General features: G+C 40.0%; 10 protein-coding genes and 1 pseudogene. 7 read left to right on the top strand and 4 right to left on the bottom strand.

Annotated elements, in window-relative coordinates:
* Nucleotides 1–677 precede the first annotated feature (677 nt).
* Nucleotides 678–1,841 carry an acyl-CoA dehydrogenase family protein gene (locus QYG89_RS08880; RefSeq protein ID WP_404316638.1) on the bottom strand — a complete coding sequence of 388 codons (1,164 nt, stop codon included), beginning with the start codon at nt 1,839–1,841 and terminating at the stop codon, nt 678–680.
* Between the two features lie 306 nt (nt 1,842–2,147).
* Between QYG89_RS08880 and QYG89_RS08875 the strand changes: the two genes are divergently transcribed.
* Nucleotides 2,148–2,954 carry a VOC family protein gene (locus tag QYG89_RS08875; RefSeq protein ID WP_404316637.1) on the top strand — a complete coding sequence of 269 codons (807 nt, stop codon included), beginning with the start codon at nt 2,148–2,150 and terminating at the stop codon, nt 2,952–2,954.
* Between the two features lie 92 nt (nt 2,955–3,046).
* Here QYG89_RS08875 and QYG89_RS08870 read toward each other — a convergent pair whose 3' ends face one another.
* Complete coding sequence (locus QYG89_RS08870; RefSeq protein WP_404316635.1) at nt 3,047–3,592, bottom strand: helix-turn-helix domain-containing protein; 546 nt, start codon at nt 3,590–3,592, stop codon at nt 3,047–3,049.
* A gap of 249 nt (nt 3,593–3,841) precedes the next feature.
* On the opposite strand from QYG89_RS08870, the gene QYG89_RS08865 reads away from it, so the two are divergent.
* Together QYG89_RS08865 and QYG89_RS08860 are read left to right on the top strand one after the other, a co-directional pair.
* Nucleotides 3,842–4,636 carry a DODA-type extradiol aromatic ring-opening family dioxygenase gene (locus QYG89_RS08865; RefSeq protein ID WP_404316634.1) on the top strand — a complete coding sequence of 265 codons (795 nt, stop codon included), beginning with the start codon at nt 3,842–3,844 and terminating at the stop codon, nt 4,634–4,636.
* Nucleotides 4,633–5,064 carry a DoxX family protein gene (locus QYG89_RS08860; RefSeq protein WP_404316633.1) on the top strand — a complete coding sequence of 144 codons (432 nt, stop codon included), beginning with the start codon at nt 4,633–4,635 and terminating at the stop codon, nt 5,062–5,064. The genes QYG89_RS08865 and QYG89_RS08860 overlap by 4 nt, the downstream gene beginning before the upstream one ends.
* Before the next feature lie 162 nt (nt 5,065–5,226).
* Here QYG89_RS08860 and ftsZ read toward each other — a convergent pair.
* Nucleotides 5,227–6,168, bottom strand: a pseudogene (ftsZ, locus tag QYG89_RS08855) (cell division protein FtsZ); the annotation flags it as partial.
* Nucleotides 6,169–7,132: 964 nt separating this feature from the next.
* On the opposite strand from ftsZ, the gene eutH reads away from it, so the two are divergent.
* The 4 genes from eutH (at nt 7,133) to QYG89_RS08835 (ending at nt 12,108) form a co-directional block, all read left to right on the top strand.
* Nucleotides 7,133–8,392, top strand: a complete 1,260-nt coding sequence (gene eutH, locus QYG89_RS08850; protein ID WP_404316632.1) for an ethanolamine utilization protein EutH — start codon at nt 7,133–7,135, stop codon at nt 8,390–8,392.
* Nucleotides 8,393–8,749: 357 nt separating this feature from the next.
* Entirely contained in the window at nt 8,750–9,340 is a 591-nt protein-coding gene (locus tag QYG89_RS08845; RefSeq protein WP_404316631.1) for a PepSY domain-containing protein, read from the top strand.
* A 637-nt stretch (nt 9,341–9,977) separates the two neighbouring features.
* Entirely contained in the window at nt 9,978–11,429 is a 1,452-nt protein-coding gene (locus QYG89_RS08840) for an amino acid permease (protein WP_404316630.1), read from the top strand.
* 412 nt (nt 11,430–11,841) lie between these two features.
* A complete protein-coding gene (locus tag QYG89_RS08835) occupies nt 11,842–12,108 on the top strand; it encodes a hypothetical protein (RefSeq protein WP_404316629.1) in 267 nt (88 codons plus the stop codon).
* Nucleotides 12,109–12,490: 382 nt separating this feature from the next.
* On the opposite strand, the gene QYG89_RS08830 is transcribed toward QYG89_RS08835, so the two are convergent.
* Entirely contained in the window at nt 12,491–12,979 is a 489-nt protein-coding gene (locus QYG89_RS08830) for a DUF1641 domain-containing protein (protein ID WP_404316628.1), read from the bottom strand.
* Nucleotides 12,980–12,991: the final 12 nt, after the last annotated feature.

The raw sequence follows: 12,991 nt of genomic DNA, 5'->3' as shown, positions 1-12,991 counted from the left end.
ATTTGTTAATGATGCTTCTGTTCATGTTAGCGGGCTATGAAGAGGAGAGAGTAGATTCTCTGCACCAGAAGAAGCAGAGGGGTGTTAAATAAGCTCGGAGAAAGCGGTTCAGCACGTTTGAGTGCTTCTATGTAATCAGAGAGCAGACAGTGGGGAGGGGAATGATGAATTGCACCCTAATTGCGTATATGACTAACTGAATGTCATGTTTTTATGCTTCTTCAGCCTTGCTTGATTCTCAGTGAATATTTTACCATTAACAAAAAAATAGTTGTTAATGGCAGCTGAATTAATGATTTTATTCTCCTTTTAAATGGAATCTCAATAGTAAGAGGGAAGAGGCCGTCCTATAATGGTCTGACAATTTGGGTTTGGAACGGCTCCTTCCCCTTAGAGGCATAACTTACACACAACTTGTCGGATGTTCGTGTGTAAATAACAAAAGAGGCAAAATGAGCTGTAAATGCTCATTGACGGAGCTTCCTCCTTATTTTTGCAATTTTCATGCCATGATTAATGAGTTTTCTTTGTTCATTAATGGATCGGTTGTGAATGCCTTGAAAAGTATGTCTTCAACAGAAAAAATTAATTCAACGAAGCTTGTCATTCATATGTGAAATAGGAAAAAAGTAAAAGAAAATTGACAAGATAATAAAAACTTTACCGTTGTCATTTGATTATTGATTCTCAGCTTCGTTAATGGCTGTTTGAGCCAACTTAGAGATGGTCATATCGTCCATTGGCGGATTATGAAGACCTGCTCTTACATCGCGATAGTATCTTTGCAGTGGATTAGACATTTGCAGGCTTTTGGCGCCAACGATTCTCATGGCCTGATCAACGATCGTAATGGCTGAATTCGTGACGATATACTTGGCTGCAGCCAGTTCATTTGTTATGTATGGACGGCGTGAAAGATCATCATAAGCAGCTGCTGTACTGTATAGAAAGTGTCTTGCCTTCATTAATTCTAAGTCCATTTGACCAATTAAGCGTTGGACGTTGGGCAGCTGACTAATGGATCCATGGATACTGTTTGGGGAATGCTCGATGGCAAATTTCACTGCATAATCACGGGCTGCCTGAGCAATGCCTAAGTAGCAAGCTGGAATATGTAGAATCCAGCCATTTATATTGCTGCTTCTCGGTCCGAAACTAAATTCTACAAAGTTTTCTTCAGTGACTTCCACACGGTCGAGCACGAGATCGTGGCTTTCTGTTCCTCTCATGGCGATCACATCCCATGTTTCTTTAATAGATAGACCACTAGAATTACGGTTAACTAGGAAGAATCCAATACCTTGCTTCTCTTCCACCCATGCAGATACAAGAAAGTGGGTTAACACGGGTGACATCGTTGTAAAGTTTTTTTGACCGGAAATGATCCATTTGTTTCCTCGTTTTACTGCGCTTGTTCCCGGACGGCCGCCGCGGGTCGGGCTGCCGGTTTGCGCTTCACTGGCAGCTCTGTTCACTAAAGCGCCGTTTAAGATTTCATTGGCGAACGTACGCAGTTTGTCTTCTTTCCAAATAATCTTCTCATACAACTCACCAACGACTCCTTGATGCCAGCCGATGGATAAACCAGTAGCGCTGTCGAAGCTGGCAATCGTTTCTTGGAAAAGAATCATATCTGTTACACGAATGCCATCGCCGCCGTATTCTTTTGGCAATGTCAGCCTCGTATAGCCTATATCAACAAGTGCTTGGATATTTGCTTTTGGAAACGCAGCTGTTTCATCCACTTCTTTTGAATAACTTTTAAAAGTATCCTCATATTTTTCTAGTTTTTGAAGCCAATCTCTCTGTGTATCAGTTGTAATAAATAATTTTTTTGACACAATTGCCACTTCCTTAATCATTTCTATTGCATCAGCCTGGGAGTGTCTAAAATAGACTTTGTCTAAGGTGTCTTCGTTAAATATGTCATAGTTTTAAACTAATCATCTCTCTATCATTATACGTGTTAAAAACTTACTTTAAAACCCAGGATGGCTAGTTAGGAATTGTCCAACAACTCCTCGTTAAAATCCATTTCACAATGTCAGTACTTGTTTAGAAAAGATTCACTCTCTTCCAAAGTCTGCTACTATGTTAATTAACTGATTCGAAAAAAATAAAAATGAAAGTGAAACGGAGGAGAAAACATGAATTTTACATTTGATCATTTAGTCCATTTTGTCGAGAAGCCAGATGAAGCGATGGCAATTTTAAAGGAGAAAGGAATATATGCGGTTGAAGGAGGAAGGCATGAAAATCGTGGTACGTATAATGGGTTAAGCTATTTTGATTTAAGTTATATTGAATTACTAAGTACATATGATAGAGAGTTAGTAAAGAAGACGAAACACCCGCAGCATAGCTTTCTAGCGACAGTCGTAAATGATCAGTTCGTTGAAGGGTTTTCCCGGATTGCGGTTCGTACGACAGATATTGAAGGAGCCGCTCAACACTTTCGCGACAAAGGATGGATAGTGAATGGGCCAGAGCCTTTTAGCCGGAAAAGACCTGATGGAACGGTGATTGAGTGGCAGCTTTTATACGTAGGAGATCCTGAAGGCGGGCTGGAACTGCCATTTATTATTCAATGGAAAGAGAGCGACAAGGAGAGAAGAAAAGAGTTAATCGGTCGGAACATGATTCAACCTCACCCTTCTGGAGCTGTTTTTTCACATGTTGCCTTTGCTGTTCATGAGTTGGAAAAAACAGTGCAGAAGTGGTCGAGTTTATTCGGTTTAACAGCCGGGGAAATGTTTATTGACGAATCACTGGGGGCACAATGCCAAATGTTAGAGCTTCGAGGAGGCAATCTGCTATTTAGCAGTCCGATTGGAGATGGAATGGTTTCAAATATTCTAAAGAAACGGGGAGAAAAGCCGTTCCAGGTGAGTTTTTCTGGCAGCCAAAGCAGCGATGTATTCGAATTATTTGGCGGTATCTATAAAATAGGATGATAAAATAGGTATTGTTCGTTCAAAAGTGTCGGCCCCGTTATCCATACATTGGTGATGCGGGGGCAGGCACTTTATTTTTTTGCTTTCGGGCTCTACATCTCATCAAGTTCGGTATCTGTATAAATGGCGATTAACACGATTGCCGGTTCATCCCCAATATTTTTCACTAAATGCGGGGCACACGCATTCCAGCTAAATGAATCTCCTTCTTCTAAAATGACGGAATCCTCTCCTTGTTCTGCAAGAATCTTCCCTTGTAATACTAAATGACACTCGATCCCTTTGTGAGTGTGAGGCTGCTCTCCTGTTGAAGTCCCTGGAGGAAACTCAACATGTTGTAATGTCAATCCATCTCTTGATATTAAATGTTCGACTTTAATATTTTCTTTCTTGTGAGTCGTATATTGCCGCTCATGCTTTCTAACGACATGCATGCGTTGATCTTTTTCTAAAAGAAGATAGGGCAAAGGCACACCAAGAAAGTGAGAGACTGTTTGTAACGTATTAATAGACGGTGACGTATTGTTATTTTCCATATTGCTAATAAAGCCTTTGGAAAGTCCGGTTCCTTCACTCATCTGTGCAATTGTGATTTTTTTTCTATTTCTGATCGATCGAATCGTCGAACCAATATCCATAGTATTTCACCTCTAGTGTTTTCTAATAAGAAACTTAATTACATATTAGCAAAAAAAACGTTGACAATCTATCGGTAATTTTGTTACCTTATAAACAACAAAGATTCATATTAAGAAACAAAAAGGGTTTTTTCAAAGATGTTAGAATGCAAACAAAACAAATGACACAGCAAAAGCTAGTTTTGATTAAGAATGAATGATTTATGTATTAAAAATATGAACAGGAAAAATGAAGGGAGACACATTCATATGATGCCAGCTTTTTTTATTGCTCATGGAGCGCCGCTGCTAGCGATTGAAGAGAATATGTACACAAGGTTTCTGAATCAATTAGGGAAGGAATGGCCGAGTCCGAAAGCGGTTGTCTTATTTTCAGCTCACTGGGAGTCAGCCGTTCAAAAGGTAAGTGAAGTTGATGAATATAAAACCATTTATGACTTTGGCGGTTTTCCTGAAGCTCTGTATCGTATTCAATATCCGGCAAAAGGTCAAAAGGAAATAACGAAGGAAATCGAAGAATTATTCACTAAGCACGGAATAACGTATGAAGTAGAAACAAGCCGCGGATTAGATCATGGAGCATGGATCGTTCTTAAAATGCTTTATCCGAATGCAGATGTTCCAGTGATTGCTATGTCTGTTAATCCCCGCCTGACGCCAGAGGAACAGTACAAAGTTGGAAAGTCGTTAGCAGCATTAAGAGAGAAAGATATTTTAATGATTGGCAGCGGGGGAACCGTGCATAATTTGGGTGCCTTAAGGATGGTGACAGACGATGGAGAAGTCGATGATTGGGCACTTGAATTTGATCGGTGGCTAGAAAAACATTTGAAAAGCTGGGATTTGGAAGCCCTTTTCAATTACAATACTTTAGCTCCTGCAGCGAGCTTGGCTGTTCCGCCATATGGAAACGAGCACTTTATCCCTATTTTTTACGCGATGGGTGCAGCACATAATCAGCCAACAGCGGCACTTATCCACCGGAGCTATCGGTACGGGAATTTAAGCCACAGTGTATGGCAATTTGGAGGAGTGGAAAAATGATTAACAAATCTGAATGGGGCACGTTCATTCTGCGTGTCGTGTTAGGTATCACTTTCTTTGTTCATGGGCTGGTAAAATTTCAAGGCGGCATTGAAAATATTGCCGGGTGGTTTGGAAGCATTGGGCTGCCAGGATTTTTGGCTTATGGTGTAGCCTTATTAGAAGCAGTCGGCGGAATCGCCTTAATTGTTGGTTTAGGCACTAGAATCGTATCCGCTCTTTTCGCTTTATTAATGATTGGAGCGATCTTCAAAGTAAAATTAGCTGCCGGCTTCCTTGGCAATGGGCAAGGTGCGGGATATGAATTAGACCTAGCACTTTTCGCTATGGCAGTATCTATTACCATCACAGGAAGTAAGATCTATGCGCTCGATCAAATGATTTTTAAAGGGAAAGATTATGGGAGTGACACTCCTAAATCGATTTGAATAACTTAACAGTTCCTATGATGTGGGGTTATATAATAGAAGATTATGAGCGGCTGATTAACAGCTTATCTAAAGAAATTCGAATAAATATGTTTAGAGCTTATTTTTGATTAAACTTTATGTCAAAAATAAGCTCTTTTTTTATTTGATAAATCAACAATTGAAGCCAGCAGCAACGATCGTTACCATAACATCATCTTTTAAGTTTTCGTTAATGACAGAACCGAAAATCATGTTTAAATCGTGATTTGAAGCGGAAGCAATAATATTTGCTGCTTCTTGTACTTCGTGCAGACTTAAATTGGGACCGCCTGTGAGTTTCATTAGCACACCTTGCGCCCCATTGATGGAAGTATTAAGCAATGGGCTGGCAATGGCTTTTTTGGCAGCTTTCACAGCGCGGTCTTTACCTGCTGCTTTGCCAATGCCAATTAAGGCAGAGCCTTTATTAGACATGATCGTTTTCACATCAGCAAAATCAACGTTGATTAAACCTGGCACGGTAATTAAATCAGAAATACCTTGAATACCTTGGTGAAGGACGTTGTCCGCTTCACGGAACGACTCAAGTAATGGTGTGTTTTTATCTATAATCTCTAATAGGCGATCGTTTGGAATAACAATTAATGTATCCACTGCTTTCTTCAGTGAGGCAATTCCGTCTGTTGCTTGTGTTGCACGCTTACGGCCTTCAAACGTAAACGGACTTGTTACAACACCAATGGTGAGTATACCAAGCTCACGGGCAATTTGAGCAATAGCAGGAGCTGCTCCTGTTCCTGTACCCCCGCCCATTCCAGCTGTAATGAACAGCATATCCGTATCTTGTAATGCCTTTTGGAGTTGCTTTTTGCTTTCTTTAACTGCTTCTTTGCCTACCTCTGGATTTGCGCCCGCTCCTAAACCTCTTGTCAATATTGTGCCGATTTGTATCGTCAGCTCTGCTTTTGATAAATTAAGAGATTGCGCATCTGTATTAACAGCAATAAATTCTACACCTTGAACTTTGTGCTCGATCATACGGTTAATGACATTGTTTCCGCCGCCCCCAACACCGATTACTTTAATGGTGACTAGAGGGGCCGTACTTGTATCAAACTCCATCTTATAGTTCCTCCTAGTTTATCGAATGTACCGTTTTTCAAATCATTCAAATAAATATTTATAGCCCATAAATTCACTTTATTTGACAAGTTTTGCTCTTTTTTTGATTTAGTAGTTGTTAAAGGACGGACTGCATCCCAATCATTGCTTCTTTTACTGAGTGATTTTACATGTGTTAGATACGTTAGATGAAGCTGTTCAAAAACACGAAACAACTGAATTTTTTTACATAGGAATCAAGGTTCTTTATATAGGATCCATACCTATCAACATTTAGCCAAAGAAAAAGGCATTGTCACCAGCGTACCCCGTAGGGAAAGCTGCTTTGACAATGCCTTTCATCGAATACCTTTCCCTCTTGTTAAAGTTGGAAGGATTCACTCCCCTGAAAAGGGAATCTTTACTTTATTTTAAGGTAATCTAACTTGTAAATCAATATATACGTTAGCGCCCGCAATCGAATACACATTCAAGAACGCGGTTCTAGTGTGTCAGAATGGTTATAACATCCATTTTAGATCAAATTCAGCTTTTTTAAGATGGGATTGACGTTGTCTAAAATAGTATCGTCTTTCAAAAGAGATGGAGTAAAATAAAAACCTTTCATTTGGCTGCCCTCAACAGATTCTTCTTTTAACAAATAAAGTTTGTCTATTCATTTTTTCATGAATTAGTACAATGTGCATAAGTCTAACTCTCTTCATAAAGGCCCGGGACAAACTTCATCTTTTCATATTTCAACAAAGGAATAACATTTCACTTTGGAAATGTTATTCCTTTGTTTGCTTTATCTATAAAGTAGTTAACAATGATCTTTTTTAGGAGAGATGCCTGCTGTTTAGAGAAAAAGTGAGAAGAATTTGTCCTTTTTCAAAAGATGGCACGAATATTGCAAATATTCATAAAAGCATTTTTTGGATGTTTTCTTTTTATTTGTAAATGCTTGAGAAATGGGGGAGGTTTTATGGAGAATTTAGGGACTTATGTGATTTATGTCATTATGGCCTTTGCGATTATGGGGGCGATTGCTGCCGTCCGTAATGAGGAGGAAGGAATGGGAAAGGAGTTTATGCAAGGGATTTATACGATCGGTCCTATCTTCATTCCGATTGCCGCTACGTTAGCATCGATTCCGTATTTATCAAAGTTCATTGAGTTTGCATTTGGTCCTATCTTTTCAGCAATTGGGGCTGATCCGGCGATGGCGGCAACGACATTGATTTCTAGTGACATGGGCAGTTACCAGCTTGCTGATGTGTTAGCCAGTGATCGTGAAAATTGGATTATTGCTACAGTCAATGGGATTATTATGGGGCCTCATATTATTTTTACGATTCCCGTTGCGCTCGCGATGCTCCAAAAACGTGATCATAAATATTTAGCCCTTGGTATGATGTCAGGTGTGCTTACTGTGCCGATTAGTGTATTCATTACGACGAGCATTCTTGCTCTAACGGACACGAAAATTAGAGACACGATTAGTACAACGGCTGAGCCGACGTATCAATTGTCCATGTCCATCAGTACGATCTTGATTAATCTTATCCCTCTAACGGTTGTTGGAATATTTATCGCTGTAGGATTACGGATGTTCCCTAATGTGATGATTAAAGGGTTTATGGGAATCGGCTGGTTTATGAGCACAGCGATGAAATTAGTGCTGGCATGTTCGATTGTCGAATATTTTACGGGTGTGTTTTCTACTGTGTTCGGGAGCTGGGGATTCGATCCGATTATTGCTGATGCAGAAGATCAATTTAGAGGATTAGAGATTGCTGGTTACATTGGAATTATGCTCGCTGGTGCTTTTCCGATGGTCTATGCCATTCAGAAATATTTAGCGAAGCCGCTTCAATACTTCGGTAAAATGCTCGGCTTAGGCAGTATCGGCAGTGCAGGAGTGATTGCCGCGACAGCGAATCCACTGGCGCTTTTTAAAATCATTAAAGACATGCCTGCTAAAGATAAAGTGTTAACGATTGCTTATGCTATTTCCGGCGGCTGGATGATTGGCGATCAGCTTGCTTTTCCGGCTAATTTCCAGCCGACTATTATTATCCCCGTCATGCTAGGTAAATTTCTTGGAGCTGTGTTAGCAATTATTTTATGTTACTGGATTTCTATTCCAAAAGCGCTTGAACTTGAACGAATGGAAAAATTAGAGGAGGAAGCGAAGAAGGGGAGCGGTGACTCAAATGGAGCTCCTCTGGAAGCAACAAGCTGATAGATACTATCACATAGCTGCACTTTTAACAGAAAGAAGGGATCTCAAAGTTTTTTTGGGATTCCTTCTTTTCTTTCTTTGAAACTTAAAGGCATGGCTATGTTAACGATCATTATTAATTTTGCCTCTTTGTTGATTGGAGCGGAAGGTATGAGATTCCTGTGGACAAAGCGTGTTTACGGGAGACTCCATGGAAAGCGAGTGCCTGCAGCGGAAATCAACAGGGGAGTTTATAAAATAAAAGATTAAAAAATTTTAATAATGATCTTATGATTTTTTTATGAACACTTCATTTCATTTTTAGATTCTTAGGATAAGATTCTTTGTGTAAGGTCAATCAACTAGGAGGTAAGAAGAATGAAGAAAAAAATAAATAAATTTGTTATTCCAGCATTAGCGGCGATTGTTATCGGTGGAGGGGCAACGGGTGCAGTCTATGCATCTGCTGTAAAAGGCGGTACTGTGCAGCAAGAGGAACTAAATGATCGGCAAGAACAGGACATGCTGGCGAAGCAAGCAAAGATCTCAGAAAAAGAAAGCATCCAAATCGCTTTGGGGAAAGTGGCTGGGACTGTTAAAGAAGCAGAATTAGATGATGAAGATGGAACAGTTATATATGAAATCAAAGTGCAGGGAAAAGACGGCAGTGAACAAGAAGTAAAAGTGGATGCCCAAACAGGAAAAGTGATCAACGTTGAGAAAGAGGAAGAAGACGATGATGATCAGCAAGAACAGGAAATGTTAGCGAAGCAAGCAAAGATCTCAGAAAAAGAAAGCATCCAAATCGCTTTGGGGAAAGTGGCCGGGACTGTGAAAGAAGTAGAATTAGATGATGAAGATGGAACAGTTATATATGAAGTCAAAGTGCAGGGGAAAGACGGCAGTGAACAAGAAGTAAAAGTAGACGCCCAAACAGGAAAAGTAATAGGAACAGAGAAGGAAGATTAAAAAAGCATATGGTAAAATCTTTTTAAATACAATCAGGCTGATGGGAAACGTTAGTCTTTCGAGGGGCAGGATGACTATAAAGTTCATAAGCACCGAAGAAAGCGGGCGGCTTCCATCAGCCCGTTTTTTTTATTTTTTCAGCTTGAGACGATAATCGACACCGCGAATCGTTTGAATATAACTATAAATAGATAACTAATATTGAAAATTGTAACATGTTAACTAGAATGATTGGTCATGGATTCTAATAAATATGTAAAATTTGTATTTTATTTGAATAAATAGTAAAAATATGTATAAAAAAGACAAGAAAATTGTTATATCGTGTCTATTTTTTACTTTAATAATAAAATAATCTAGTTTTTTTTTATGGTTGTGTTGTATAACTATATAAAGAAGCGATAGATTCGAAAGATTCAAACTAGTCTTGCGGAGGTGGTCATACTTAACGAAGTGAATCTATTTGCCTCTACTTGATGTGTCATACGACTGACTCAAGGGGAAAAGACAAATTTGAATGAAATGTGGAAGCGATTGCAACGAAGTGTAGATCACCGTACATGATTTTTCTTTTCTTGAAACAGCTTTTAATTTAATCAACCGTGTAAAGACAAAACGGAATAAAGGAGAACTGTGTATGACCGTGGAAAAAAATCAAGCTCCTACTGAATTAAAAAGAACCATGACAAGCAGACATTTATTTATGATCTCTTTAGGAGGAGTGATTGGAACCGGGTTATTTTTAGGTTCCGGATATACGATTAACCAAGCTGGACCAGGAGGAGCTGTTCTAGCGTATATTGTAGGCGGATTACTTATCTATCTTGTAATGCTGTGTTTAGGAGAACTATCCGTCGCCATGCCTGTCGCCGGTTCATTCCAAGTATATGCGAGCAAATATATCGGACCAAGTACCGGTTTCGTCATCGGATGGATGTATTGGTTAAACTGGTCTGTTACTATAGGTGTAGAGTTTACTGCATCAGGTATGCTAATGCAGCGTTGGTTCCCTGATGTGCAGATATGGATATGGTGTGTAATCTTTGCCGTACTTCTCTTTACTTTAAATGCTATCTCTGCCCGCAGCTTTGCGGAATCAGAATTCTTGCTTTCAAGTATTAAAGTTGCTGCGATCGTGTTATTTCTTATCATAGGCGCCGCAGCTATGTTCGGATTTGTTCATGTTGATGGAACTGATTCAGCCTCTGGTTTTTCAAATTTCACGAATAACGGCGGACTCTTTCCAAATGGTTTTGCTGCTGTCTTTCTTACTATGATTGCCGTTACTTTTTCATTCCAGGGAACCGAGTTAATCGGGATCGCTGCTGGAGAAAGTACGGAGCCGCACAAAACGATTCCTAAAGCGATCAATAATACAGTATGGCGGACGATGTTCTTTTACGTATTAACTATGATTGTACTCGTTAGTCTGATTCCATGGCAAAATGCCGGTGTGATCGAAAGTCCTTTCGTAATGATTTTTGATGGTGTTGGTATCCCATATGCAGCGGATCTTATGAACTTTGTTATTTTGATTGCTGTCCTTTCAGTAGCAAACTCCGGGCTGTACGCTTCAACACGTATCTTGTGGTCGATGTCCCGCGATGGAATGTCAAGCCCTGCTCTTAGTAAGTTAAGTAAGCGTGGTGTGCCGCTAAATGCTTTACTCGTTACTCTTGCTGTTTCTTGTTTATGTCTTTTGTCAAGCATTGTAGCAGCAGATACTGTATATATATGGTTAGTATCTATTGCAGGAATGGCTGGTCTTGTCGTGTGGACTTCAGTCACTGTTTGTCAATACTTGTTCCGCAGACGCCTTCTTGCAGAGGGAGGAAAAGTGGAGGATTTACAGTACCGTACTCCTCTTTATCCGATCGTACCTATTGTAGGTTTTATCATGTGCTCAACTGTCCTAGTCAGCATGGTATTTGTTGAAGACCAAAGAATGGCGATTTACTGTGGAATTCCATTCATGATCATTTGTTACCTATATTATTATTTAAGAATTCATTCGAAAAAATCATCATTAATTTCGGAAGAAGTGTCTGAATCAACGTCCGAAGAAAATAATCTGAAAATTTCTAATTAACAACCCGTTTAGAATTTTCAGCGTCCTTTTGCTTAAGTTTTTATATAGATATCAGATAATGAAAGATACTTCAGTGGTTGACTCTTTGATTTCGAGTCAACCTTTTTTATTGTTTAGAGAATTTTTGGATAAGTGTACGATCTCTAACTTCAGCGTCCAGCCCCCCTCGGACTGACCAAGGTGCTTGCGCTTTTGTTCTTTTCTCTATTAATAGGGAGATATGACTGCCTAAACTTTATTTTAAATAGACTATACGAAAAAGAGTTCAATGAAATTAATTGTTAAGGTTATCATTGAAAGGAATAGCTGAATATACTATAAAAAAGCATAGTTTTCGTTTGTGCTGCTCATCATGTCGCGGGAATGGACCGGGAAAACAAAACCCGCAAAGGCGGGAGATGGGGGCATTGATTTGTATAAAGCAGGAGCTTGGGTAAAAGTTAAAAACAGGAATGTTATCGGGTTTGTGTTGGAGGCAAGTTATCACGGGGCTGTGCTCTTCGTCATCAAAAACGGGCAGCCGATTGGGGCGCACAGATACAGTTATCATCAGCTGGCACTGATGAATGATGAGTTAACAGCGGAAGAACTTCTTGACCTGGCTAGACTAACGGTAGATTTAAATCAAAAAGAATGGTTTATGGAAGTGACAAAGCGGATGAAAGAGATATCCGGGTGAGCAAATCGGACAATATGTCAGGTTGTCAGTCACAAAAGTAGAGGCTCCTGCGCATTTGGCGTAGGAGCCTCCTTTAGGCTGTTGGCAAACGTTCGCTTTCTTCGTTGCTCGCCTGTCTGTGGTGCTCATGACCCCTTGGTCACTCCGCTCCTCGTCAGGTTTCGCGTCTCGAAAGACAAGCGTTTTCAATCAGCCTAAAGATATCTGCCTTAGTCAAACGCTCGCTTTCTTCGTTGCTCGCCTGTCTGTGGTGCTCATGACCCCTTGGTCACTCCGCTCCTCGTCAGGTTTCGCGCCTCGAAAGACAAGCGTTTTCAATCAGCCTAAAGATATCTGCCCCAGGCAAGCGTTCGCTTTCTTCATTGTTTACGCTGTCTAATGATTAAACTGAATGGTCTTCTTTCAATTCTTTTCCCATGCCTTTGAGAAAATGAATGCCGAATCCAACGGCGCGGTTAATGTCGGGGTCTTTTAGCACTTTTAACAAGTCAAACATGTTGATTTGCTTATCGTCATGTAGATGTTTATTTGCTTCTTCCATGCCCGCTGTCATGCTGCCAGCCAGTTTTTTCGTCATGTTCGGGTCCATATTTGCCAAAGCCCCTGTTGCACCTAAAAAGTGATTGATCAAATTAGTTACTGGTTCACGCGATGCCTGGTGTAGAGCGATATCCACAATTTTTTCTTTGGCCTGCAGCATAGCATTTGCTGCCTCGAGTGCTCCAATATCGTTCAATTCACTAACGATGCTGAAGATTTTATTTAATGCATCTTCATTGTCTGCCAGAAGTTTTTGTAAGTCTTCTAGGTTTTGCTGAGTGCGTTCTTCTGTTTGTTTATGTTCTTGGATAGAAGTGATCGGTGCAGCCATGAGTAAACACTC

Origin of the sequence: Bacillus lumedeiriae (genome assembly GCF_044891285.1) — a bacterium.
GTDB classification, from domain to species: Bacteria; Bacillota; Bacilli; order Bacillales; family Domibacillaceae; genus Pseudobacillus; species Pseudobacillus lumedeiriae.
Note: the sequence above shows the minus strand (reverse complement) of the source record. Positions and strands in the feature narration are given on the sequence as shown.

Excerpts from the sequence above, each read along its gene's own strand:
- QYG89_RS08870 (WP_404316635.1), bottom strand. The coding sequence starts at position 3,592 with ATGGATATTGGTTCGACGATTCGATCGATCAGAAATAGAAAAAAAATC.
- QYG89_RS08845 (WP_404316631.1), top strand. The coding sequence starts at position 8,750 with ATGAAGAAAAAAATAAATAAATTTGTTATTCCAGCATTAGCGGCGATT.
- eutH (WP_404316632.1), top strand. The coding sequence starts at position 7,133 with ATGGAGAATTTAGGGACTTATGTGATTTATGTCATTATGGCCTTTGCG.
- QYG89_RS08875 (WP_404316637.1), top strand. The coding sequence starts at position 2,148 with ATGAATTTTACATTTGATCATTTAGTCCATTTTGTCGAGAAGCCAGAT.
- QYG89_RS08860 (WP_404316633.1), top strand. The coding sequence starts at position 4,633 with ATGATTAACAAATCTGAATGGGGCACGTTCATTCTGCGTGTCGTGTTA.
- QYG89_RS08840 (WP_404316630.1), top strand. The coding sequence starts at position 9,978 with ATGACCGTGGAAAAAAATCAAGCTCCTACTGAATTAAAAAGAACCATG.
- QYG89_RS08865 (WP_404316634.1), top strand. The coding sequence starts at position 3,842 with ATGATGCCAGCTTTTTTTATTGCTCATGGAGCGCCGCTGCTAGCGATT.
- QYG89_RS08830 (WP_404316628.1), bottom strand. The coding sequence starts at position 12,979 with ATGGCTGCACCGATCACTTCTATCCAAGAACATAAACAAACAGAAGAA.